The organism is Mesonia aquimarina, assembly GCF_003667275.1.
GTDB classification, from domain to species: domain Bacteria; phylum Bacteroidota; class Bacteroidia; order Flavobacteriales; family Flavobacteriaceae; genus Mesonia; species Mesonia aquimarina.
In genome coordinates this window covers 91,599-115,468 of record NZ_RCNV01000009.1, presented here as the reverse complement: position 1 = coordinate 115,468, position 23,870 = coordinate 91,599, and the positions used below count along the sequence as shown (strand labels likewise).

The 23,870-nt window shown below is 33.6% G+C and carries 23 protein-coding genes and 2 pseudogenes; 20 read left to right on the top strand and 5 right to left on the bottom strand.

Translation table 11 applies throughout. From position 1 onward, the window contains the following. The 20 genes and pseudogenes from D9R05_RS11995 (at position 1) to D9R05_RS11895 (ending at position 16,522) form a co-directional block, all read left to right on the top strand. Complete coding sequence (locus D9R05_RS11995; protein ID WP_121667464.1) at positions 1–1,203, top strand: AAA family ATPase; 1,203 nt, start codon at positions 1–3, stop codon at positions 1,201–1,203. After that, a complete protein-coding gene (locus D9R05_RS11990) occupies positions 1,200–4,304 on the top strand; it encodes a type I restriction endonuclease subunit R (RefSeq protein WP_121667463.1) in 3,105 nt (1,034 codons plus the stop codon). The genes D9R05_RS11995 and D9R05_RS11990 overlap by 4 nt, the downstream gene beginning before the upstream one ends. Positions 4,305–4,393: 89 nt before the next feature. Then, positions 4,394–5,542: an AbiH family protein gene (locus D9R05_RS11985; protein ID WP_121667462.1), complete on the top strand. Its 1,149-nt coding sequence runs from the start codon at positions 4,394–4,396 to the stop codon at positions 5,540–5,542. Beyond that, positions 5,543–6,448: a DUF5655 domain-containing protein gene (locus tag D9R05_RS11980; protein WP_121667461.1), complete on the top strand. Its 906-nt coding sequence runs from the start codon at positions 5,543–5,545 to the stop codon at positions 6,446–6,448. A 1-nt stretch (position 6,449) separates the two neighbouring features. Beyond that, complete coding sequence (locus D9R05_RS11975; protein WP_121667460.1) at positions 6,450–7,130, top strand: hypothetical protein; 681 nt, start codon at positions 6,450–6,452, stop codon at positions 7,128–7,130. A gap of 545 nt (positions 7,131–7,675) precedes the next feature. Next, positions 7,676–7,906 (top strand): M48 metallopeptidase family protein, encoded by a 231-nt coding sequence (locus tag D9R05_RS11970; protein WP_317124600.1) that lies wholly within the window; start codon positions 7,676–7,678, stop codon positions 7,904–7,906. Between the two features lie 122 nt (positions 7,907–8,028). Then, complete coding sequence (locus D9R05_RS11965; protein ID WP_121667458.1) at positions 8,029–8,286, top strand: type II toxin-antitoxin system ParD family antitoxin; 258 nt, start codon at positions 8,029–8,031, stop codon at positions 8,284–8,286. Beyond that, positions 8,273–8,560: a type II toxin-antitoxin system RelE/ParE family toxin gene (locus D9R05_RS11960; protein ID WP_121667457.1), complete on the top strand. Its 288-nt coding sequence runs from the start codon at positions 8,273–8,275 to the stop codon at positions 8,558–8,560. Before D9R05_RS11965 ends, D9R05_RS11960 begins: the two co-directional genes overlap by 14 nt. 446 nt (positions 8,561–9,006) lie before the next feature. Further along, a complete protein-coding gene (locus D9R05_RS11950; protein ID WP_121667455.1) occupies positions 9,007–10,323 on the top strand; it encodes a gliding motility protein GldB-related protein in 1,317 nt (438 codons plus the stop codon). Between the two features lie 22 nt (positions 10,324–10,345). Beyond that, positions 10,346–10,909, top strand: coding sequence for a DUF4256 domain-containing protein (locus tag D9R05_RS11945; protein WP_121667454.1), 564 nt, complete (start codon positions 10,346–10,348; stop codon positions 10,907–10,909). A 300-nt stretch (positions 10,910–11,209) separates the two neighbouring features. Continuing rightward, complete coding sequence (locus D9R05_RS11940; protein WP_162984976.1) at positions 11,210–11,917, top strand: hypothetical protein; 708 nt, start codon at positions 11,210–11,212, stop codon at positions 11,915–11,917. A gap of 63 nt (positions 11,918–11,980) precedes the next feature. Further along, positions 11,981–12,574, top strand: a complete 594-nt coding sequence (locus tag D9R05_RS15740; protein WP_121667452.1) for an acyl carrier protein — start codon at positions 11,981–11,983, stop codon at positions 12,572–12,574. A gap of 115 nt (positions 12,575–12,689) precedes the next feature. Next, positions 12,690–12,890: a hypothetical protein gene (locus D9R05_RS15630; RefSeq protein WP_240463045.1), complete on the top strand. Its 201-nt coding sequence runs from the start codon at positions 12,690–12,692 to the stop codon at positions 12,888–12,890. 32 nt (positions 12,891–12,922) lie between these two features. Next, positions 12,923–13,444 carry a virulence RhuM family protein gene (locus tag D9R05_RS11925; protein WP_121667451.1) on the top strand — a complete coding sequence of 174 codons (522 nt, stop codon included), beginning with the start codon at positions 12,923–12,925 and terminating at the stop codon, positions 13,442–13,444. 194 nt (positions 13,445–13,638) lie between these two features. After that, a pseudogene (locus D9R05_RS11920) lies at positions 13,639–13,830 on the top strand (type I methionyl aminopeptidase); the annotation flags it as partial. 141 nt (positions 13,831–13,971) lie between these two features. Then, positions 13,972–14,055: pseudogene (locus D9R05_RS15760) on the top strand (DUF559 domain-containing protein); the annotation flags it as partial. Positions 14,056–14,092: 37 nt separating this feature from the next. Further along, the gene (locus D9R05_RS11915) at positions 14,093–14,242 is read left to right on the top strand and encodes a DUF559 domain-containing protein (protein ID WP_121667450.1); all 150 of its coding nucleotides are present in this window, start codon (positions 14,093–14,095) and stop codon (positions 14,240–14,242) included. Between the two features lie 66 nt (positions 14,243–14,308). Beyond that, positions 14,309–15,322, top strand: a complete 1,014-nt coding sequence (locus D9R05_RS11905; protein ID WP_121667449.1) for a virulence RhuM family protein — start codon at positions 14,309–14,311, stop codon at positions 15,320–15,322. Continuing rightward, on the top strand, positions 15,319–15,669 hold the full coding sequence (locus D9R05_RS11900; RefSeq protein WP_121667448.1) for a VacJ: 351 nt from the start codon (positions 15,319–15,321) through the stop codon (positions 15,667–15,669). The genes D9R05_RS11905 and D9R05_RS11900 overlap by 4 nt, the downstream gene beginning before the upstream one ends. Beyond that, positions 15,662–16,522 (top strand): class I SAM-dependent methyltransferase, encoded by an 861-nt coding sequence (locus tag D9R05_RS11895; protein ID WP_240463044.1) that lies wholly within the window; start codon positions 15,662–15,664, stop codon positions 16,520–16,522. The genes D9R05_RS11900 and D9R05_RS11895 overlap by 8 nt, the downstream gene beginning before the upstream one ends. A 67-nt stretch (positions 16,523–16,589) precedes the next feature. Here the strand turns inward: D9R05_RS11895 and D9R05_RS11890 are convergent, their stop codons facing one another. The 5 genes from D9R05_RS11890 to D9R05_RS11870 form a co-directional block, all read right to left on the bottom strand. Further along, a complete protein-coding gene (locus D9R05_RS11890; protein WP_121667447.1) occupies positions 16,590–16,763 on the bottom strand; it encodes an Arc family DNA binding domain-containing protein in 174 nt (57 codons plus the stop codon). A gap of 35 nt (positions 16,764–16,798) precedes the next feature. Next, positions 16,799–17,659: an SPFH domain-containing protein gene (locus D9R05_RS11885; RefSeq protein WP_121667446.1), complete on the bottom strand. Its 861-nt coding sequence runs from the start codon at positions 17,657–17,659 to the stop codon at positions 16,799–16,801. A gap of 1,933 nt (positions 17,660–19,592) precedes the next feature. Further along, positions 19,593–21,791, bottom strand: coding sequence for a PepSY domain-containing protein (locus D9R05_RS11880; RefSeq protein WP_121667445.1), 2,199 nt, complete (start codon positions 21,789–21,791; stop codon positions 19,593–19,595). 6 nt (positions 21,792–21,797) lie between these two features. Next, positions 21,798–22,244, bottom strand: a complete 447-nt coding sequence (locus D9R05_RS11875; protein WP_394340564.1) for a DUF2271 domain-containing protein — start codon at positions 22,242–22,244, stop codon at positions 21,798–21,800. Between the two features lie 56 nt (positions 22,245–22,300). Continuing rightward, positions 22,301–23,791, bottom strand: coding sequence for an ankyrin repeat domain-containing protein (locus tag D9R05_RS11870; protein ID WP_121667443.1), 1,491 nt, complete (start codon positions 23,789–23,791; stop codon positions 22,301–22,303). Between the last annotated feature and the right edge of the window lie 79 nt (positions 23,792–23,870).

The window sequence follows — 23,870 nt, the reverse complement described above, 5'->3', positions numbered from 1 at the left end:
ATGAGTCAATCTTTAGAACAAATAGCGCAAAAACTTGTAGATTCTCAAAAAAGGGTTCAGTTAATGTATGCTTTTAATGGGACTGGTAAAACCAGATTGTCGCGAGAGTTTAAGGAATTAGTATCGCCTAAAGAAATAGATCAAGAGAATCAAGAAGAAGAGACTAAAGTTAAAATCATGTATTATAATGCATTTACAGAAGATCTATTTTATTGGGATAATGATTTAAAGGGAGATTTAGACAGAAAGCTAAAAATACAATCAAATCGTTTTACAGATTGGATACTTGCAGATCAAGGTAAAGGAGTGGACGTTATCGATAATTTTCAATATTATTCCTCAAAAAAAATTACCCCACGTTTTAACGAACAGTACACCTTTAAGAATAGAGAAAATAAAAATGTTACGGTAAAAGCCTATTCAGAAGTAACCTTTTCAATAGAAAGTGGTGATGATGATAGTTTAAGAAATATAAAAATTTCAAAAGGAGAAGAGAGTTGTTTTATTTGGAGTGTATTCTACAGCTTATTAGATCAGGTGATTGAGGTATTAAACACACCAGAACCTGATGAGCGTGAAACAGATCAGTTTGATGAATTAGAATATGTATTTATTGATGATCCAGTAAGCTCATTAGACGATACGCACTTAATTGAGCTAGCAGTAAATATTGCAACCTTAATAAAATCCTGCCAATCTGATATAAAATTTATTATTACAACTCACAATCCGTTATTTTATAATGTGATATATAACGAACTTAACAACAAAGACGCTCGTTATAACTATAAACCTAAACTGGAGAAATATTTATTAGAAAAGTTTGATGATGGTACACTTCAACTTACCAACAATCAAAACGATTCTCCATTTTCCTACCATACACATCTTTTGTCTATTTTAAAGGATGTTGCTTTATCCAATAATATTGAAAAATTTCATTTCAATTTACTTCGAAATATTCTAGAGAAAACAGCTACTTTTCTTGGTCATAAACATTGGGGTAACCTAATAACAAAAACAAATTTAGGAGATAAAGAACCTTACGTAAAACGGATACTTAACGCATCCAGTCATTCTAAACACTCGGGAGAAGAGGCGAATATTGTAACCACTGGCGATAAACTTATTTTTAAACGACTTGTAAAAGAAATTTCGTCAACATATCAGTTTAATGTCGATACTGAAGAAATAATTTTATGAAAGAATATAAACCCATAGCTGAGTCAAAAAACTTTATTGTTTTAGACAAGTATAAAAAGTTTTCAGAAGTTAATGAAGCCCCTGTAAGCTATCAAACCGAAGCAGATTTAGAGAGAGAGATTATCCAAGATCTAAAAAATCAAGGCTACGAAGTGCTTCCGCAGCTTAATCAACAATCAATGCTGGCCAATGTGCGGGTACAATTGCAAAATCTAAACGATATGCAATTTACCGATAAAGAGTGGCAGCGTTTTGTAGTAGAGTATCTAGACAAACCCAGCGATAATAGTACTGATAAAACAAGAAAGGTACACGACGACTATATCTATGATTTTGTATTTGACGATGGGCATATCCAAAATATCTATTTAGTAGATAAACAGAATATGACGCGTAATAAAGTGCAAGTCATTTCACAATTTGAGCAAAAAGGCACACACGCCAATCGTTATGATGTCACGATTTTAGTCAATGGTTTACCCTTCGTACAAATTGAACTTAAAAAAAGAGGTATTGCCATTCGTGAAGCCTTTAACCAGGTACACCGCTATACCAAAGAAAGTTTTAATACTACAAATTCACTGTTTAAATATTTACAGCTTTTTGTAATTTCAAACGGTACAGATACCCGATACTTTGCAAATACCGTAGAGCGAAATAAAAACAGTTTCGACTTTACGATGAATTGGGCAAAATCTGACAATTCACTCATCAGGGATTTAAAAGATTTTACTGCTACTTTTTTTGAGAAAAATACCTTACTCAATATTTTGCTTAATTATTCGGTGTTCGATATAAGTAACACCTTATTGATAATGCGTCCTTATCAAATTGCTGCAACCGAAAGGATTTTATGGAAAATTAAAAGCAGCTATGAAGCTAAAAAATGGGCTACTACAGAAAGTGGTGGTTATGTTTGGCATACAACAGGCTCCGGTAAAACCCTTACCAGTTTTAAAGCAGCACGGCTTGCAACAGAATTAGATTTTATAGATAAAGTATTTTTTGTTGTAGATCGGAAAGATTTAGACTTTCAAACAATGAAGGAGTATCAACGTTTTTCTCCTGATAGTGTAAACGGTTCAGAAAATACTGCCGGGTTAAAAAGAAATATAGAGAAAGACGATAATAAGATTATAGTTACTACTATTCAAAAATTGAATAACCTCATTAAAAGTGAAAATAATTTAGCCTTATACCAGAAGCAAGTAGTTTTTATTTTTGATGAAGCACATAGATCACAATTTGGAGAAGCTCAAAAAAACTTACAGAAGAAGTTTAAAAAGTACTATCAATTTGGGTTTACCGGCACACCAATTTTTCCTGAAAACGCGTTAGGGGCAGATACAACGGCAGGCGTATTCGGCAGGGAGTTGCATTCCTACGTAATTACCGATGCCATTCGTGATGAAAAAGTATTAAAATTCAAGGTAGATTATAACGATGTTCGCCCTCAATTTAAAGGGATAGAAACAGAACAAGATTTAGATAAATTAAGTGCCGCAGAAAACAAAAAGGCATTATTACATCCAACAAGAATCAAAGAAATATCGCAATATATTTTAAATAATTTCAGGCAAAAAACTCATAGAACCAAAGGAGGTAATACCGGTTTTAATGCAATGTTTGCAGTAAGTAGTATCGATGCAGCAAAGTCCTATTACGAAATGATGAATGAGTTGCAAAAAGAGAGCGATAAGCCCTTAAAAATAGCAACCATCTTTTCTTTTGCAGCCAATGAAGAACAAAATGCAATAGGTGAGATTCAGGATGAGACCTTCGAGCCTGCTGCAATGGATATGAGTGGTAAGGAATTTTTAACCAAAGCTATTGGTGATTATAACCAAATGTTTAAAACCAGTTTTGGAGTAGATAGCAAAGAATTTCAAAACTATTATCGTGATTTAGCCAAAAGAGTAAAAAATCAGGATATCGACTTTTTAATTGTCGTAGGGATGTTCTTAACCGGTTTTGATGCACCGACTTTAAATACATTATTCGTTGATAAAAACCTGCGTTACCACGGTTTAATGCAAGCCTTTTCACGTACCAATCGTATTTACGACGCCACGAAAACGTTTGGAAACATTGTCACCTTTAGAGATTTAGAAAAAGCTACGGTAGATGCGATTACGCTATTTGGTGATAGTAAGACAAAGAATGTTGTTTTAGAAAAAAGCTATAAAGAATACTTAGAAGGCTTTGAAGACATAGCCACAGGCAAAGCGCGACGCGGTTACATAGAAATTGTAAACGAGTTGAATGAAAAGTTCCCAAATCCAGATCAAATAGAAACAGAAAAAGATAAAAAAGAATTTTCTAAACTTTTTGGGGAATACTTGCGTGTAGAAAACATTTTGCAAAATTATGATGAATTTACACACCTTCAAGAACTCCAAAAAATAGATAAAGATGATAAAGAAGCAATTGAAGAGTTTAAGGAGGAGAATTTCTTAAGTGATGTAGATATTGAAAAAATGCAAGGCCTTGAAGTGCTGGAAGAACGAACCGTCCAAGACTATCGCTCTACCTATAACGATATTCGCGATTGGCTAAGAAGAGAAAAACAAGGTAAGGAGGCTGAAGAATCTAATATCGATTGGGATGATGTAGTTTTTGAAATAGACTTATTAAAATCACAAGAAATCAACTTAGACTATATTCTTGAATTGATTTTTGAGAATAATAAGAAAACAAAAAGTAAAGCAGACTTAGTAGAAGAAATAAGACGCGTAATTCGTGCTAGTATTGGGAATAGAGCCAAAGAAAGCTTAGTCGTAGATTTCATAAATTCTACCGACCTGGATGCAATAGAAGACAAGTCTAGTATTATAGATGCTTTCTTTGAATTTGCTCAAAAGAAACAAAAGAAAGAAGCCGAAGAATTAATAGAGGACGATAACTTAAATGAAGACGCAGCGAAGCGCTATATGCTATCTTCACTAAAACGCGAATACGCCAGTGAAAACGGTACAGAATTGAATTCTATTTTACCAAAAATGAGTCCTTTAAATCCTCAGTATTTAACCAAAAAGCAAACTGTATTTCAAAAAATATCAGCTTTTGTAGAAAAGTTTAAAGGGGTGGGGGGCAAAATATAAATCCATCAATAAACTACTTTGCTAAAAATGGTTTATGAGTTATACGGTTTAACCAAGAGGAAATTGAGATAGTTGAGAATTTTTAATTTATGGAAAAAGAAACAATAACAGAATTCAATAGGCTTGTTTTAGTTGGGAATGGTTTTGATCTTGCACTTGGGTTAAAAACCGGATACAACGATTTTATACTTTGGCTATTGAAAAAGTATTTCTTTCTAACTTTAAGTAATAGTGCAGCTGTAACCCGTGACAGAAGAAGCTTCAATGGCGGTTACCTTAACAATGATACTTTTGAGATAGGAATTCGGCATAATTATTCTAATGTTTCTTATGAAAATGAAATATCTAAAATTGAATCAATTAAAGATATAAAGGACTTATGGGAAAGATATGGGATCGAATATAAAATTAAATCTAAATTCCTTAATCAAATCATTAAACATAGTGATGATTTAGGTTGGGTTGATATCGAGTCGTTATTTTATCAGGAGCTTAAAAACTGCATCAATAATAAACAAGAAGATATAAACCGTCTTAATAATGAATTAGATTTTTTATCGAAGGAACTGGAATTATACCTATATGAAGTTGATGATTTACCAGAGGGAGAACGGAAATTTGCAGCTACTGTTTGCAGTCAACTTACCCGAGAAATAGGGAAGGATGAATTAGAAGATGAAAGTTTGTTAAGTGAAGGTAAATTACCCGATGTTCTTTATTTTCTTAATTTTAATTACACTAAGTCTTTATTTAATTTAACTCGTAACATAAAAAGTTGGAATCACTTGAGCGAAATCATTCCACAATGGAATTCCATTCACGGACAAATTAGAAATAAAAATGCACCTATTGTATTTGGTTTTGGAGATGAGAGTGATAAAGATTACCAAAGAATAGAAAATCTAAATAAAAATACTTTTTTTGAACATATAAAATCGTTTAAATATTCTCAAACTAAAAATTACCAGCATTTAATTAAATTCCTTGATTCTGCTAATTTTCAGGTCTTTATTTACGGCCATTCTTGTGGTGTTTCAGACAGAACAATGCTGAAAGAAATTTTTGAACATAAAAATTGCAAATCTATAAAGGTATTTTATTACAAAAGACCTGATGGATCAGACGATTTTTTAGAGAAAACAATGGAGATTTCAAGACATTTTTCAGATAAGGCCTTAATGCGCCGGAAGGTTGTAAATAAAGAGTTATGCCACCCAATCCCTCAAAACTATTTCTAAATGCAGTTATTTTTAAATTCCACCTCTCAAGTATTGACTAGTATAAAAGAAAAGCCTTTTAAGTTAGAGAAAGAAATTCAAGAGGTTTTTGAGTCTAATTTAGAGACTATCATGGACTTGCAACTGGTAAAATCTGAATTCTCCATTAAAAATAAGCGGATAGATACACTGGCTTACGATCCTGTTTCTAAGGCATTTATCATTATTGAATATAAACGGAATAAAAATATAAGCGTAGTAGATCAAGGCTTTACTTATTTAAGTTTAATGCTTGAAAACAAAGCAGATTTTATTATTGAATATAATGAAACCTTAAAACCTAATTTAAAACGTACCGATGTAGACTGGAGTCAAACCAGAGTCGTTTTTGTTTCTACAAGTTTTACAGAAAACCAAAAAACAGCTACCAACTTTAAAGATATAGCTATTGAGTTATGGGAAGTGAAACGATACGAAAATAACTTATTATCAATTAATCAAATTCGAAAAGGAAAAGCTGCCGAAAGTATTAAACCCATTACTCAGCAAAATGAAAAATTAAAAGCCGTTAATAAAGAAATAAAAGTTTATACGGAAGAAGATCACCTTGCAAAACATTCTGATGATATCATTGAACTTTATGAGACGTTTAAAGAGGCTATTTTGAATTTAGCTGATGATATTGAAGTAGAACCCAAAAAACAATACATCGCTTTTAAAAAGAAGAAAAATATAACCGATATAGTTGTCTTAAAAAAAGGCTTGAAACTATATATAAACCTCTCTAAAGGAGAATTAGACGATCCTAAAAATATAATGCGCGATATTACCGGAAAAGGAAAATGGGGAAATGGAGATTACGATACCATCATTACGGATACTGATAAGTTAGAATACATATTAAGCCTGATAAAACAAGCAATTTAACATGATAGATGTTCGAGAAACAGTAGAAGCTAAAGTGAATAGCCTATGGAAGGAATTTAAAGGAGAAGAGTTTTGTAGGTTTTCACCCCATTCCATTGCACAAGTGCCTGAGGAAGGTCTACTATTTATTGGGATAAACCCTTCCCTCAATAAAAAAGCAGAACAAAAATTAATAGAAAGAAATGATATTAAGTGCGAGTTTCATACACTCACAAATGACCCTAATGGGGAATATCGGTATTTTAGAAAGTTTTTTGAAGTATCTAAAAAGACTAATTTAGATTGGGGGCATATTGATATATTATATAATAGAGAAACCAATCAGAAGAAAGTTGAAAAGATATTAAAAACAGAAAGAGGCAAAGATTTTATTTACAAACAATGCCAAATTACGAAAGAAGTATTAGATAAAATTATTGATTTGGATAAACCTAGAATATTTGTAGTCACCAATACCTTAGCAAGAAATCTTTTAGGGGATTATCACGAGGAGGAAAATGATCAAAAATCTACTCATTTTATTGGCTATGATTTTATTTGGGATGAGGAATTAGGAACCTATACTTATAAAAATAATCCGTTCTTTTTTACCAGTATGCTTACAGGGCAACGGGCTTTAGATAATGGTTCGTTTAAGCGTTTAGTTTGGCATATTAATTTCGTAAAAAATAAAGTAGGTTAAACGCTAAGTGCACGTTAGTACTTTAGGGCAACGCTTAATTGCTTTGTGTAAAAAAGTGTAATAATTTACATTAAGCAAAGCCTTAGTGCAAAAAACAGCCATATTTTGCATTAGTGAACTTCTTGATGCAAAAAAGAGCTATATTTTGCATTAAGAAAAATGACAGTGCATCAATTCAATCAGAAATGAAATCGTTTAAAGTTAAAAGCAAATACAGCGTTAAAAATACAAACACTGAGTTCACGCGTTAACAATGCGCAAAAGGTAGTATCCGCCTATTACCAAAAATAGGCTACCGATGTTAATAAAGCCATGCTAAGAGAAAAAACAATAGATATTTTTCTTATTGCAATTTAATGATAAAATAAGAGCAATAATTTTGTCTATTTGTTTGTATTTAATAGCTTAAAAATGGTTGAAAAAATTTCTAAGGCACAGGTGCAAGACAGACTTCAGTTTGAAAATTACTGGTGGCGTAACAATACTATTGAAGACGTTGCTTTATAGAAGAAATATTGGATTATCACGAAATTGAAAAATAGCATATAGATATTAGAAGAATGGCCAAGTGTTGGGGAAGTTGTAATACGATTGATATAATAACGATCAACCCGGAACTCATAAAAGCACCTTCAAAATGTATTGACTATGTTATGGTACACAAGATGTGTCATTTTGTATTCCCAAAGCATAACAAAGCTTTTTACAATACACTAACTTTGATTATGCCCAATTGGAAGAAGTGGAAAGATATCCTGGAACGTAGAATGGTTTAAATTGGGGGAGGTCTAACATAAAAGGTCTACATTCGTTTTATTGGAACGCACTATAAATAATTTATGATGTGATGCAAAAAAGTTGTAAATTGCACCAATAGTATTACGTAAATAGAAATGTGATGAGTACAGTAAGAAAATCAATTACTTTTACCGAGCAACAAGAGAAATGGATTAAGTCCCAGATTGAGGAAGGTCATTTTACCAATGATAGCGAGTATATTCGGGATCTAGTAAGACAAGATCAAAGAAGAAATGATAAACTTGCAAAATTAAAACTTGCTATAGATGAAGGCTTTGAAAGTGGTGTTAGCTCACAATCGGTAACAGATATTATGGAGAGTGTAGAAAAAAGATTAAGCCAGAATGGCAAACTATAAACTTTCCACTAAAGCGGTAATGGATATTGCTGATATTTATGAGTATGGAATATTACAATTTGGTATAAGGCAGGCACAAACTTACCTTAAAGGACTTGAGGGAAATCTTGAAGTACTGACCAGCAGACCAGAGTTAAGTCGTAAAGCCGGATACATTACACGTGATTTATACCGCTTTAAATATCAGTCACATATTATATTTTTTACACTGGCAGAAGATGAAGCTTTCGTGGTCAGAATTTTAGAGCAACACAGGGATTTTCCCAGGCACTGATAGAAAATTTATCTCTAACTTGTAAGGAAAGCTTACCAGTTCAAAAAGAAGGAAAAAGATCAGTTAAAAGAAAACGTATAGTTTATAATCTGGACACCATTTTATCTGTGGGTTATCGTGTGAATACGATTTTTCTCTATGGAGCAAAAAACAATTATGCCTATAACTTTTCAATGTTAACCGATAATTGGACTGAAGATAAGCGAGTTGAATTTCTGAAAGCGCTCTTTAAAGAAAATTAAAAGGGACTCTCCATACCATAGATAATAAAAACCGCCCTCTTTTCTCAACCGGAATTTTGGTATATTTGAGATGCCAAATGCGGGTTGAGGTGCTGTGATTTTTATTTTCTATGTGGAGAGCGGGAGTCCGTCGATGAGCTTACTTCAAGAAAATAGAAGCAGGGATGGCAGAGGAGTTATATAAATCTAAAAAAATCGCAAGCCATGAAAAGAATTCTAGCCTTCTTGACTTTTGCAATACTTTTGGGAGCTTGTCAATCCCAAAAACAACATTCAACTATTGTTACCACCGATATACAAAACTTTTGGAAAGCTTACGATAAAATACGTTCGACACAAGATTCCATTTTACAATATAAATACCTGGACAGTCTTTATTTTCAAAAAGGAACGCCGGGATTGGCAGCTATTAGAGAAGCGAGAAATTATACGCCACAAGATTATATTTCAGCTATCAATAATTATCCGAAGTTTTGGTCTTCGGTGAAGGAAAACACTCTAAAAGCGGATCAATTTAGCAGGGAATTGGAAACAGGAATTGAAAAATTGCGTGTACTTTATCCTACGCTCAAACCCGCCAAAATATATTTTACCATAGGGGCTTTACGAACCGGCGGAACTACTTTAGACAGTTTAGTACTTATAGGGAGTGAAATAGCCATGGCAGATAAAAACACAATTTCTGAAGAATTTCCGGAAAACATAAGAAATGGAAGGCGCACTTATTTTAACAGCAACCCGATTGATGATATTGTTCTTTTAAACCTTCACGAATACGTGCATACCCAGCAAAATCCGCAGGTGCACAACCTACTTTCCATTGCCATACGAGAAGGTGTAGCCGAGTTTGTTTCAAGCTTAGCCATGAAGGTAGCTTCTGCAACCCCTGCCATTACCTACGGGAAAGAAAACGCCGAAAAAGTAAGGGCTAAATTTGAGGCGGAAATGTTCTACCCTAACAATCAAGCCAAATGGTTTTGGAGTGATTATCCCAACGAGTTTGGCGTAAGAGATTTAGGCTACTATATAGGTTATCAAATGGCTGAAAATTATTACCAACAGGAAGAAAATAAGAAGGAAGCCCTTACAAAAATGATCGAATTAGATTTTACAAATGATGCTGAAATTGAAGAATTTGTAGCAAAGTCAGCCTTTTTTTCAGCTCCCTTAGAGGAGCTTTATCAAAATTTTGAAAACAAGCGCCCTCAAGTAGTTGGAATAAAAGAATTTAAAAACAACAGTCAGCATGTTGACCCGACAACAAAACAAATCACGATCCTGTTTTCAGCACCGCTTAATGGACACAATACAGGCATTGATTTTGGAGATTTAGGCCCCGAGGCTTTTCCAAAAAATGACATCAACGGCAGGTTTTGGTCAGCAGACCATAAGGCTTGGACAATTTCGGTAGATTTAGAGCCCAATAAGCGTTATCAGTTATTGGTTTCAAATAACTTTAGAACAAAAAATGACATTCCGTTACAAGCCTATCTTATTGATTTTAAAACAGCAAATAACTAATTAAACTAACAATTGATATACTATGTTTTCAATTAAAAATCTATCAGAAAAAGAAACGGAATCAATAATTGAGGTTTTAAAATCTAGAATTGAAAATAGTCAAGATAGGTTAGGGGATTTAAATTGGATAGCTTTAAGAAGTAAGCTAGAGCAGCAGTTGGATAAATTATGGTCGCTTCACGAAATGGAAAAGACCGGGGGAGAGCCAAATTTATTGGAATTTAATAAAAGTAATAAGGAATATATTTTCTGTGATTTTTCTAAAGAAAGTCCAACAAACAGGAGAAGTCTTTGTTACGACAGACAAGCTTTAGAATCGCGAAAAAAATTTAAGCCCGCTGACAGCGTTAAAGACCTCGCCTCGAAAATGGGAATTGAATTAATGAATGAAGCCCAGTACAGGAAATTACAGGAGATAAATGAATTTGATACGAAAACATCCAGTTGGCTGGAAACCCCTGAACGTATTAGAAAATTAGGAGGAGCTATTTTTGGAGATTTCCGCTATGGGCAAGTATTTATCTATCATAACGGGGCAGAATCATATTATGCCTCAAGAGGCTTTCGAGGAGTCGTAAAAATTTAAAACTTACCTTCTCAGCAAGCAACATTGCTAATTGCAACTAGCGAGTTTAATTGAAATAGTGTAATTTTATAAATCCGGCCATGAAAATGAAGGATCCTACAAGTCTGTGTACTTGTTTACTTGGCTTGTGAGTACTGTATTGAGGAACTCTAACTTTAAAACACCGTATAGCGCTTCTTTTTTTTGATGTGAAGGTTTTTTATTGATACCGCCAAAGGGTGGAATACCTCGAGGTAGTTTACGCTAAACTGAATAAATGCGTTGCGCTATATATGTGAAAAGCATTTAAACTAAGATATGATGAGAAGAAATATAGTTTTCCTTTTATTATGTGTATTGATAGGTTGTTCTAGCAAGGATGATTCGGAACCTGATCGTCCGCCAGTTTTGAATAAATCAATTGATATGGTTGCTGAAGCTAACCAATGGTATATCAATGGAAGTTTAGAAGAATTAGACGAAGCCAATGGGATAATAAAAGAGATTAGAAGAAAATTAATATACTATTTTGAAGGTGATACGCTTATTAATGGTTTGCAATTCAAAAAAATGTATAGTAAACAATTGGATTCTATCTATCACCAGCCAATTTCCGGTGGGGTACAACAATTTAACTCCACTTTTAAGGCTATAAATTATGTGGCGGCAATGCGACAGAATGCTGATGTAGTGGTTTACATTGCTCCAAATCAAAGTACAGCAGAAGTATATGCAGATTTTAATATTCAGCTTGGCGATACATTAAATTATAAATGGAATACCTACAACGCAACGGTAAGCGCAATTGATTCTATAAAAATAGGAACGAATTACTTGACTCAATACAAATTAAGCAACGATCAATATTTTTATGAAGGAATAGGGGCTTCCTATGGTTTATTTAATACGTGGCAAACGAATGCTAGGCTCGGAGGCTTTTTATGTTGTTTTAGCATGGGGAATGATAAAATTGCAATTGAAAAAGGCTTCTATTCTCCTGCCAATACAAACTTATGTCCGGAATTTTAAGGGTGCTACAAGAGCTGATATAGTTCATTCCGGTTCACCTATAACATTTAAATCAAATCGATAATGGGATTAGATTCAGTAGAATTAGTGATGACAATTGAGGAAAAATTCGGAATACGCATTGAGGATTCTGAAGCGGAAAAAATACGTACGGTTCAGGAATTTGCGGATATTGTTTTCCGTAAAATTATTTCAACTCCAACCGATAAGTGTCTGACTCAAATAGTGTTTTATAGAATTAGAAAAGCCTTAAGAATTTTGATTTCAACTGAAAAAGAAATAAGACCTGATATGAAAATATCGGAATTATTCACGAAAACAGAACTGGAAGAAAAATGGAGTCAATTGAAAACAGAACTCGGACTTGAATTACCTGAGTTGGTAACACTCGATTTTAATCCGGGTGCAGGTTCTCACGTAAAAATTTTTGGTATTAAAACCATTAAGCGAACAACTCCAGTTTCAAAAGGAACAATCAGACAATTAGTCGATTGGACAATATCTCTCAATCGAGATGAACTAATCGATATTGAAAATATAGCAAGTAAATATGAGGTTGAACGAATCATTTGTGGAATAACAGAAGATAGAATAGGTGTTCCGATAAGCGAAATTGAAGTACATCATTCTTTCGTAAATGATTTAGGAGTTGATTAAATAGGTTATACAACGTGAAAGTTTAAGCACTCGAATCACCAATAAAACACAGGGCTTTATTTCAACTTTTAGGAGTGGGTCTTCAAATTTTATAGGATCAATTAAAGAAAAAAACATGTCGATAACAAAAGAAGCTGAATTAGAGGGAATGCAAAAAATTAGTGAAGTTGTGGGAACTACACTAAAATTAATGAGAGCATACGCACAAATAGGGATGTCCATTAAAGAACTGTTTATTTCTAAATTGGAAACAACACTCCACAAAGAAAGAAATAGCATGATAAAAGAAACCAACCGCATAGCATACAAAGTCTAAGGTGGTCGCCTTTTTAAAGATATAACAAGCCTATGAAAAAAAACAATAACATAAAACCCAGTGATGAGCTAAGTGAGTTAATTCTCTACACAGCCCCAAGTGGCGAGGTGAAAATTGAAATCTATGTTAAAAATGAAACAGTTTGGCTTACGCAGCAAAAAATTGCCGAGTTGTTTGGAGTAGATCGATCGGTTGTTACCAAGCACCTTAAGAATATTTTTACTGAGGGCGAGTTAGAAAAAGAAGCAACTAGTGCAAAATATGCACAAGTTAAAAAAGAGGGTGACAGAGATGTAAAACGAAACATTGAGTTTTACAACTTAGATGCCATAATTTCTGTAGGTTACCGGGTGAATTCTACCAAAGCCACACAGTTTCGTATTTGGGCTACCAAGACCTTAAAGGAATATATTATAAAAGGTTTTGCCATAGATGATGAACGTTTAAAGCAAGGTAAAACTTCCGATAATTTTTTGCGAATGAATTTTACTGCTGCAGAAGAGGTTTATAAGAAAACCGAGCAAGTTCCCAGCAAGTACCACGCAAGTATATGAACTTTTACAGGTTTTTACAGAATATCAGTTTCCTTGAATTTTCCGATAGAAGCTGATCCACATGTTAAAAGAATACTGTTGAGGGTTGATGGAAGTGCTGAATTTTATTCTGGCTTGGGCTGGCATCATTTAAAAGTTGTAATTTCGTAGGTAGGAGTAGTGGCAAATTTTATAGGATCAATTAAAGAAAAACCATGTCGATAACAAAAGAAGCTGAATTGGTAGGAATGCAAAAAATTAGTGAAGTGGTGGGAACTACACTAAAATTAATGAGAGCATACGCACATATAGGGATGTCCACGAAAGAACTAGATGAATATGGCGAGGATATTTTAAAGTCTTATGGCGCAAAATCGGCTCCTTTTGAAACCTATGCTTTTCCGGGCCCTAAAGGGTGGGTTTTCAAAAAAAATGATATATTATTTTATTTAAAATAATGAAGAATGATAAGTTAAAAATAAATGGAATGCACGATGGGGCAACGCCTTCGGTATTTAAAAATGCGGCTAGGTTAAGGGCTTAAATGACTGAACCCGAAATTAAACTTTGGATTTAAGTTTAGAAGGCAGCATCCAATAGGGGGATATATTTTAGATTTTTATTGTCATAAGCTAAAATGTCTGAAATTGATGGGGCTATCACCTAACTTTGGAACAGCAGAAAAAAGATTTAGAAAGAACAAAATACCTAAGCGATTTGGGAATTGTAGAAACCCGATTTACGAATAAGCAAGTATTAACTGATTATAAAAATGTTGTAGCTGAAATTAATTCAATAGTGCGTGATGACAACCTTTAGGGCTAGGGAGCACGCAAATAGCAAGCTTGAAGTTAATTAAGTTTCTAAAAATGATCAAAATAAAAAATGAGAGAACAAGAGCAGAATAACATCATTATTTACACCACACAAGATGGCAAGGCCTCGGTAGCTTTATTTGCTCGTGATGGTAATGTCTGGATGAATCAAAAACAACTTGCAGAACTTTTTGCCACCTCTGTACCCAATATTAGCATGCACATTAAAAGTGTATTGAAAGACAAGGAGTTAAATGAAAATTCAGTTATTAAGGATTACTTAATAACTGCTTCTGATGGTAAAGATTATAGTGTTAGTTTTTACTCCTTAGATATGATTCTTGCTGTGGGGTATCGAGTACGCAGCAAACGTGGTGTACAATTTAGGCAATGGGCTACCAGAAATCTTGCAGAATATATGCGTAAGGGCTTTATAATGGATGATGATCGTCTTAAAAACCCGGACGGTCGTGTAGATTATTTTGATGAGTTACTCGATCGTATTCGCGATATACGTGCCAGTGAAAAACGCTTCTATCAAAAGGTACGGGATCTTTTTAGCTTAAGTAGTGACTATGATCCAACCGATAAAGCAACTCAAATGTTTTTTGCTGAAGCTCAAAATAAACTGTTGTATGCGACTACGAAGCAAACTGCGGCTGAACTTATTGTAAAACGTGCGGATGCCAATAAGCTAAATATGGGGCTTAATACCTGGAAGGGAAATGTTGTACGTAAGCAAGACATTACTATTTCTAAAAATTACTTAACCGAAGATGAAATAGACAGTCTTAATCGTTTGGTAGTGATTTTTTTAGAAACTGCAGAATTACGCGCCAAAAATAAAAAAGACCTTACCATGCGTTATTGGCAAGAAAACCTGGATAAAATTATTGCTTTTAATGATTTTGAAGTCTTAGATCATCCCGGAAAGGTGAGTCATAAGCAAATGGAAAAAAAGGTGCGTGAACATTATGCAACTTTTGACGACAAAAGAAAAAAGTTTGATGCTAAAGAAGCTGATCGTGTAGACTTGGAAGAATTAAAAGATCTGGAGCGAAAATTAAAAAACAAACAACAATGAAACTCCCTCCAACCATCAACCGCAGTCTGATATTAATTGTACCTAAGCAGCCCTTTTACGATTGGAGCAATGCTTTGTTTCCAGATATGGAAAAGCAACAAGCTTCTGAGGAGAGCGATTATAACAGCTACCTTTTGGAAGACGAACTCTTTTTGGACGATCCTAAAAAAGAACTAGCAAAATACTGGAAATCGATTTTTATAAATGAGCTTTTTGGGCAATGTATCGATGAAAGTACTTACCCCAAACTCAGCTGGAAGTTGTTTAACGAGTGGTTTGATTTTTACAAATCTAGTATTGTTAGCGATTTAACAAGTCAACCGCTTTATATTCAGGATGATGAGTAGTAAAGAAGCAGTAATGAATGAAAAAGAAGAAAATATAAAAATACACGAAACGGCATTTGTTACGTCAAGCTTTAGAGCAGTTGACGAACAGTTAAGTCAGGATCATTTTGCTAAACTATGGGAAAACCCAAAAACAACTCAATGGATTAAGGAATACCTTGCCTTAGTTTCCCCTGAAGAACCCTTTACCCATTGTTTGAGGAACCGTTATTTTTTAGAAAGCCTAAAAGCCTTAATCGAACAACAGGAAATTGAAGTGGTCATAAATTTTGGAAGCGGGTTCAGTATGTATCCTTTTCTGTTGCATGAAAAAATGGTTCATATTGAAATAGACAAGCCTGAGATCGTTGATTATAAAAAGAATCAAATTCAAGAATGGCAAGACCAAGAGCTACTTCCCAAAAGAAACATTCATTTTATTGGCGTTGATTTTAGTAAAAACTATCAGGAAGAATTATTAGCTAGCATTCAGTCTATAAAGGCTAATAAATCAACGTTTATTCTCCTTGAAGGGGTGCTGTTTTTTCTAACGAGAGCAGAAACCAATCACTTATTTGAATTTTTTGATTCTATTCAGGAAAATGGGGATTATGTTGGGAGTGCTTCTTTTCAAGATAGCATAAAAGGAACCCAAGCCTTTCAAAATTTATTGAGATTTTTTAATCAAAAAGTATCAAAAACCACTGAAGATGATTACCAAACGATGGAGGATAGCTATTACCATTCGATCAAAAATTATAAAGTAATCGATCATCAAGATTATTTTAGTCTTTCAAAAACATATAAGCATAGCGTTAAGCAAGCTAAGGAATTGATTCTAAATGAAAATTTTTACTTGCTCAAGAAAAATTGATTAAGAACCAGCTGCTTATACAGTAATGAGCCTTTTTAGACAGTTTTCTAGTGAAGGAGCGGATTCTTTAGTCTTCTTCTTTTTTTTTGTTTTTTGGGTAACGTTTAGCTTCTTTTAATGATTTATTTAGCATCCATTCAATTTGTCCATTGGTACTTCTGAATTCATCAGCAGCCCATTTTTCAATGGCTTTGAACATTTCTTCATTAACTCTTAAGGCGAATGCTTTTTTATTGCTCATCCTATATCGTTTCCAAATTTTTTCAATTTTAATTCTTAATGGTTTAAGGTTCCCGCATTTACTACGGGTGAAGCGTCTTTATCTCCGCATAATATAACCATTAAATTACTCACCATGGCTGCACGTCTTTCGGTATCTAAGTCTACTAAATTCTTTTCACTTAATTGTTCAAGCGCCATTTCTACCATGCTTACGGCACCTTCTACAATTTTATGCCTTGCGGCAACTATGGCAGTGGCTTGTTGACGTTTAAGCATTGCACTGGCAATTTCATTCGCATAGGCTAAATAACCAATTCTAGCTTCCAGTACTTCAATACCTGCAATGTTTAGACGTTCTTCCAGTTCTTTTTCTAAGGCATCACTTACTTCATTCATACTGGAGCGTAACGTAATATCTTCATCCAGGCCTTCATCAGCAAAATTATCATACGGGTACATACTGGCAAGCTTTCTTACAGCAGCATCAGTTTGAACCACAACAAAGTTTTGAAAATTATCCACATCAAAAGAAGCTCTGTAAGTATCGAGTACACGCCATACAAGTATGGTGCTAATCATTACGGGATTACCCAGTTTATCGTTTACTTTTAAACGCTCACTATCAAAATTTCTAGCTCGTAAGGAAATTTTCTTTTTGACATAAAAAGGATTTACCCAAAAGAGGCCATTTTGTTTTACCGTGCCTCGGTAATCTCCGAACAGTAACAGCACTCGTGATTCATTAGGGTTTACTAAGATTAAGCCGGGTAATATTAAAAGGGCGATAATTATTCCGGCAATAAACCACGGCGTATGTAAAAATGCAAAGCCTAAAATACTTCCGAAGAATAAAATGAGAAATAAAAACAGCATTATATAACCGTTTGAACCTTTAATCTCTTTTTCTTTATCCATAATATTGATTATTAGTTGATATTAAATTGATATCATAAAAGTATTACTTTAATTTCATTTAAAAAAATTAGAAGAAAAAAATATTGGAGGGTGTGCAAGCACGCTCTAATATCTCAAATTTCAAATTACCTAATATCTAATTGCCTATTCAACAATAATTATGTTTGTTCTTTTTTGCCCACGTCATCCTCTCCTTCCAGTCGTCGGTTAGGATAAAAACTGCCGGTAGGCCGGGGAATGTTGAAGGTCTAAGGTTTAAAGTTGAATGTTTAATAGTTGAAGGTCTAAGGTTTAAAGTTGAATGTTTAATAGTTGATTGTTAAATGTTAAATGTTTAATGTTGATGGTTTTAGTAACTTTAAGCATAAAGCATAAAGCATAAAGCATAAAGCCTACAGCATACTGCGCACGGCTTATAGCTTTAAAAAAACGATTTGTAATCCCGGACTTGATGCGGGATCTCATCAATGAGCTAGGTTTAAACCATGTTTTTACTTTTTACCATTGCTGTAAAAATGCATTCCTCTCCCGTTGGTCGTCGGATGCACTAAAGATCTAGGCTTACGAAAAAAGTATAAGAAAATCTTACGGAACCCACCGCCACGAATGAAAATAACTCAACCTCCCTTCCGGTCGGTTTCAAACAGATTTTCATCCCATCGCCTCGCTGCTTCCTTGATTTTAAATTCTTTTTTCGATAGGCCGGGGGTTTGGAATGTTGAATGTTTAAAGTTTAATGTTGTATTTAGGTTTTCAGTAACTTTAAGCATATAGTCTAAAGCTTATCGCATAAAGCCTAGAGCTTTAAAATTTAACTTGTCATACTGAGCGAACGAAGTGGAGTCGAAGTATATTTTTGTGATATATTCTTTTTCCAAGAGTTGCTTTTACTTTTTTACTCACCCACTTTATTACTTTATAAGTGTTCGTGAATCGTTGATTTCCATTGCTGTAAAAATGCATTGCTCTCCTTTTGGTCGTCGGATGCACTAAAGATCTAGGCTTAAGAAACTAATATTATTTACTTTTTACCATTGCTGTAAAAAGTAACAAAAAGATCTAGGCTTACGAAAAAAGTATAAGAAAATCTTACGGAATCCACCGCCACGAATGAAAATAACTCAACCTCCCTTTCGGTCGGTCTCAAACAGATTTTCATCCCATCGCTTCGCTGCTTCCTTGATTTTCAATTCTTTTTTCGATAGGCCGGGGGTAAAATTAAGAATGCTGTAGCTTTAAAATTTAAGGTGTCATACTGAGCGAACGAAGTGGAGTCGAAGTATCTGCCTCTTCAAAACGGAAAGATCTTTCACTCCGTTGTGCGTCGCCTGTCTTGAGTAAAGCCGAAAGCTTCTGGATGACAGTACTAGATTTTAATTCTTTTTTCTGTAGGCCGGAGGGAATGTTGACTGTTTAAAGTTTAATGTTGTATTTAGGTTTTCAGTAACTTTAAGCATAAAGCATAAAGCATAAAGCATAAAGCCTGCAGCATACTGCGCACGACTTATAGCTTTAAAAAAAAACGATTTGTAATCCCGGACTTGATGTGGGATCTCATCAATGAGCTAGGTTTAAAAGTTGAATGTGCAATGTTGAATGTTTAAAGTTTAATGTTATAGTTTACTATTATTAGTAATTTTAAGCCTAAAGCCTAAAGCCTAAAGCCTACAGCCTACAGCCTACAGCATACAGCATAAAGCATAAAGCATACAGCGAACGGCTTATAGCTTTAAAAAAAAAACGATTTGTCATCCCGGGCTTGATCCGGGATCTCATCAAACTCTTAGGTGCAAAACATGTTTTTATTTTTTTACTCACGTCCTTTATTCATGTTGAATTATCGGGAAGATAAAGTTTCCGGTTAGTAAGTATTTAACTCAACTTACTATCTAAGTTAATCTAATAAGTCAAAATATGATATTCAAAAAAAGAGCTAATAGCAATCGGTTAAAATTTGCCCTTTAGTATTGTATGTTTCAAAAGGAGAAAGTTTATTGTTCTTACAAATTTCCTCTAGGAGTATAAAAATATCATCACGCATGCGAATAGAACCACAAATCATTATAGTGCCTCCGCTTGCAAGTATTTTTGCTATATTTTTTTCATCTCTTTTAATTAAATCCTGAACATAATTATAAGAGCTTTCCTCTCTGGAAAAAGCAACATTATACTGTTGTAAGGTCTTTTTGTCTATAGCTTCTAAAATTTGAGGTTTGTATAATTCTTCCGAAGCTTTAGTTCTTGTTCCCCAATATAAAGTTATAGCGGTTTTTCTTTTTTGATGAATCATACCTAAAAATGGTGCAATTCCAGTCCCGTTAGCTATTAATATTACTTGTTTCTTTTTTTTGGGTAAATGAAATTCTTTATTTCTTTTAATGCTTACTTTTAATTCTTGATTTGGTTTTAAGTCGTTTAAATAATTTGAGCAAACCCCATGCGAATGTCTTTTTATGCTCATTAATAAATCGCCACTAGTATTTTTACCAATAGAGTATAAGCGTTCTGAAGTTTCGTTAGGCGGAGTAACTCCCAATAAGTCTCCAGGCATAAATTTTTTTCGTCTTTGCGCTGTTAATATGAGGTTGAAGGTTTCATCATATTCGTCAGTAATATTCTGTTTTTCAATAACTTTAAAAACAGTTTCTTTTTGTTTTCTGGAGGATAATTCTTTTGGAATTTCTAAGTTGAAATTTAAGGAAGTAGCCCAATTTAATGCCCAGTTTCTAAACTGTTTATAATTTTGGTTATGAATTAATAGAGGGCTTTTTGAAAGCACATTAATTTTATCTTTTAACAACACTTGCCTGTGAATTTCTTTAGCAAATTCACAAAATTTTGGATAGGCAAAAGAACCTAAACCAATTACGTGACAAGTAAAAGGCTTGGATATTTTAGTTTGTTTTAATTTGTCTAAAAACAAATTAGCATTACTAGGCGGTTCTCCTTGTCCGTAAGTTGAAGTGATGATGATTAATTGTTCAATGTTAGGGTAATTCTTATAGTTGTTTAAATCATCTATAAACACTTTTTTATTTGCTCTTAACAGTGCTTGTTGCAATATTTTTCCTAATCTTTTTGTGCTTCCGTTTTCTGATCCAATTAAAATGATAATAGTTGCTTGGTTAGCGCTATAGTTATTTCTGGTTTTAGAACGCAATCTCTTGAATGTGATTATACTTCCTGAATACATAAAGTACAAAATTGAGAGGCAGCTTAAAAATAATACCAAAGACCAAACAATACTTCCTGTTCCTGTGTGTAGGTTAAAACTTAATGCCGCTAAAATTTTTGTAAACGGATAATAAGTTGTTTTTACAATTTCTCCGGTTTTTTGATGAATTTTAAGTTCTTTATCGTGTAAGTTCAGGATAAAAAAATCCTCTTCATCTGTAGAGAAAGGAAATTCTAATTTTTGAATATCTTTTAGGGTGGTGTTTTTAAAAATAGGAAATTCTGAAAAAGGGATGGTATGCTCAGCAATCGATTTTTGTTGAATACTACTAGCCTTGGTTTCCGGTAATAAAGAAAACCGATCCATAGACAAGTAGACTCCTGATAAAGCTATAATACTAATAGGAATTAAGGATAATCTTCCTAGCGCTACGTGATTGTATTGTATAGATTTATCATTAACAATTTTTGAGCAAAATTTTAAAAATCCCCCTTGTCTTTTTATGGCTAACAATAGGCCTGTAATGGCGATTAAGAATAATAAAAAACAGATGATACCCATGAAAATTCTTCCGGGAGTTTTCAAAAATAAGGAACGATGGAAATTGGTTAAAAATTTAAAAAAATCACTTTCAGGAGGGATGTCCCCAATTTTATTTCCGTCAAAAGGATTAATATAAAACTGTCCATTAGTATCTTCATCCATACTAAAAACACTAGCGCTTACAAAGTGATTCTTATCAACTTCAATAGCGAGCACCTCTTCATATTTGTTTTCTAAGCTATCTATTAGTTGAGCTACCGAAACGTCTTCAGAATTTTCGATATGTTGCGTTTGTATTTTTTCTTGAATAGGTTTAAACGCTAAGAAAGCCCCTGATACAGCGGCTAAAAAAAGAAATAAGAAAGAAGATACAGTCAGGTAAAAATGACTGTATCTCCAAATTTTACTAAGCATGTGTTATTAGTTTGCTAGAATTCTAACGTAACGGATGTATCCTGTTCCTTCAAATTTATTTTTAAGATTTTTCTTGTCTAACAAGGTTTCTAAATCTTTTTCATGGTAATCTTGTTGTTCTACAGCGGTTTCAAACCTTAATTTATGACCAGCTTGTAAATCATTTTCATTTAATTGAAAAGTGAAAATAGAACGTTCTCCTCCAGCAATGGTAGCTCCCGTAATGGCATTTACATCAGGGGTATTTGCCGTCTCGAAAAACGACCACCAGGTAGTGATGTCCGGATACCATTTTTCGTCATCTCCTAAAACCTGCAAAGTTTTTACATAATTATTGTCTTTGTCGATTACAGATACTACCACGTAAGCTCCTTCACCTTCGTAATTTTTTAACTGCACCATACACTTGTACTTTTGTGTTGACCCAGTATTTTTTACCGTAGTAAACGCCATAAATGAAAGGCATAGTACCAAAAGAATATATTTAGAGAACCTCATATAAATTTAATTTAAGATTGTTTTAAAAAAATAATTTCTGTATTCTGTAATAATTCATTTTCTTGCGCTAAATCATAAGCACTTTCATCAAAATCTGTACGTATGCTTTTGTCTGCTCCTTTATTGATTAAAAAGTGTAGTATTTTTTCATCAGTAGCTTTCATAGATGCTAAATGCAAAGGGGTTAATCCATCACTGTTTTTTTGATTGATATCTGCACCTAATTCTAAAGCTTTTTGAATTAACTCCATTTCTCCTTTAGCAATAGCAATGTGTATTGGAGATTCGTTTTTTGAAGCATTTTTAAAGGAAACATCTGCCGTGATTAAGGCCTTTACAAAAGCATCAACATGTTCGCTATTTCTTTTGCTATAGGCATTAAATAAATGGTAAAACAAGTTGTTTTCATCTGCATCTTTCACCTGTAAATCGGCACCTTTTTCTTTTAATAAATTAAAAGCATCTATATTTATATGTTGAGTAGCATAGGTGATCGCAGAAAAGCCTTCTTTGTTTTGTTGATCGATGTTTTTAGTTGATGAAATTAATTTTTCTAACACTAAAAAATTATTTCCTTTAGCAGCATTTAAAAAAGCAGTGTTCCCTTCATTATCTTTTTGATGAATATCAACTCCTTTTTTAATGAAAAAATCTACGATAGTAATATCTTTGGTAGTTGATGCAATGTTATGCAAGGCATTTTCACCATTGTTGTTTGTTAAAGTCATATCTAGATCCAAACTGTCAAAATATTGATAAACTTCTAAGGGGTTGCTGTAGCGTCTTCCCCCGTGACTTGCAAAAAGAACGATATTTTCACCTTCGGTGTTCATCTTGTTATAATCGAAACCTTGAGCGATGTATTTTTTCATCAAATTGATATTACCTCCTTTGGCAGCGTAAAATAAAATATCATTCCCATACTTATCCGTTGCATGGATATCTAGTCCTTTTTCCTGAAAATACCTTATAATTTTTCCGTCTTTACTGTGTGGAGCTAATAGTAAAATAGCATTAGCGCTAGCTCGGTTGGTTTCTTTTAAGTCTACGCCATTCTCCTTCATAAAATCATAAATAGCGGTATTGTCATGACCTGCATTTAACGTAAAAGTAAACCAGCTGAAACCATGGCTGTCTAATACTTTTGTATCAGCTCCTTTACGGATTAATAATTTCATAATTTCTAAATCACCCGCATTACCTGCCCACATTAAATAACTTCTTCCATCATGGGTAGATTTATTGATATCGTTTCCCGGTAAAGACAATAGGTACTCAACTGTTTTTACAGGGGCTTTTGCCATAATAGCAAAACAAACCGCATCAAAAGCTCTTGCATTGAGTGTAACAGGATCATTGCCCTCTGCTATTTTTTGTTTTACAAGAGCAACATCGGGTTGGGTTTTCCAAAAAGATCTGTCGTGAAGTTGATTAGCATTTTGTTGTTTTTGAGCAAAAAGAAAAACTGGAGTTAGCAGCAGTAGAATGAGTGATTTTTTCATTACAATTCTTATTAGGAAAGAGGCTGTCTAAAAAATGATTTTCGTCAACATAAACTCGATTCAGGTTCTCATAGTGCTT

Coding starts and splice junctions, on each gene's coding strand:
- D9R05_RS11895 (WP_240463044.1), top strand. CDS start 15,662: ATGAGTAGTAAAGAAGCAGTAATGAATGAAAAAGAAGAAAATATAAAA.
- D9R05_RS11905 (WP_121667449.1), top strand. CDS start 14,309: ATGAGAGAACAAGAGCAGAATAACATCATTATTTACACCACACAAGAT.
- D9R05_RS11925 (WP_121667451.1), top strand. CDS start 12,923: ATGAAAAAAAACAATAACATAAAACCCAGTGATGAGCTAAGTGAGTTA.
- D9R05_RS11990 (WP_121667463.1), top strand. CDS start 1,200: ATGAAAGAATATAAACCCATAGCTGAGTCAAAAAACTTTATTGTTTTA.
- D9R05_RS11870 (WP_121667443.1), bottom strand. CDS start 23,791: ATGAAAAAATCACTCATTCTACTGCTGCTAACTCCAGTTTTTCTTTTT.
- D9R05_RS11985 (WP_121667462.1), top strand. CDS start 4,394: ATGGAAAAAGAAACAATAACAGAATTCAATAGGCTTGTTTTAGTTGGG.
- D9R05_RS11975 (WP_121667460.1), top strand. CDS start 6,450: ATGATAGATGTTCGAGAAACAGTAGAAGCTAAAGTGAATAGCCTATGG.
- D9R05_RS11960 (WP_121667457.1), top strand. CDS start 8,273: ATGGCAAACTATAAACTTTCCACTAAAGCGGTAATGGATATTGCTGAT.
- D9R05_RS11880 (WP_121667445.1), bottom strand. CDS start 21,791: ATGCTTAGTAAAATTTGGAGATACAGTCATTTTTACCTGACTGTATCT.
- D9R05_RS11995 (WP_121667464.1), top strand. CDS start 1: ATGAGTCAATCTTTAGAACAAATAGCGCAAAAACTTGTAGATTCTCAA.
- D9R05_RS11980 (WP_121667461.1), top strand. CDS start 5,543: ATGCAGTTATTTTTAAATTCCACCTCTCAAGTATTGACTAGTATAAAA.
- D9R05_RS11885 (WP_121667446.1), bottom strand. CDS start 17,659: ATGGATAAAGAAAAAGAGATTAAAGGTTCAAACGGTTATATAATGCTG.
- D9R05_RS11890 (WP_121667447.1), bottom strand. CDS start 16,763: ATGAGCAATAAAAAAGCATTCGCCTTAAGAGTTAATGAAGAAATGTTC.
- D9R05_RS11875 (WP_394340564.1), bottom strand. CDS start 22,244: ATGGCGTTTACTACGGTAAAAAATACTGGGTCAACACAAAAGTACAAG.
- D9R05_RS15630 (WP_240463045.1), top strand. CDS start 12,690: ATGTCGATAACAAAAGAAGCTGAATTAGAGGGAATGCAAAAAATTAGT.
- D9R05_RS11950 (WP_121667455.1), top strand. CDS start 9,007: ATGAAAAGAATTCTAGCCTTCTTGACTTTTGCAATACTTTTGGGAGCT.
- D9R05_RS15740 (WP_121667452.1), top strand. CDS start 11,981: ATGGGATTAGATTCAGTAGAATTAGTGATGACAATTGAGGAAAAATTC.
- D9R05_RS11900 (WP_121667448.1), top strand. CDS start 15,319: ATGAAACTCCCTCCAACCATCAACCGCAGTCTGATATTAATTGTACCT.
- D9R05_RS11940 (WP_162984976.1), top strand. CDS start 11,210: ATGAGAAGAAATATAGTTTTCCTTTTATTATGTGTATTGATAGGTTGT.
- D9R05_RS11945 (WP_121667454.1), top strand. CDS start 10,346: ATGTTTTCAATTAAAAATCTATCAGAAAAAGAAACGGAATCAATAATT.
- D9R05_RS11965 (WP_121667458.1), top strand. CDS start 8,029: ATGAGTACAGTAAGAAAATCAATTACTTTTACCGAGCAACAAGAGAAA.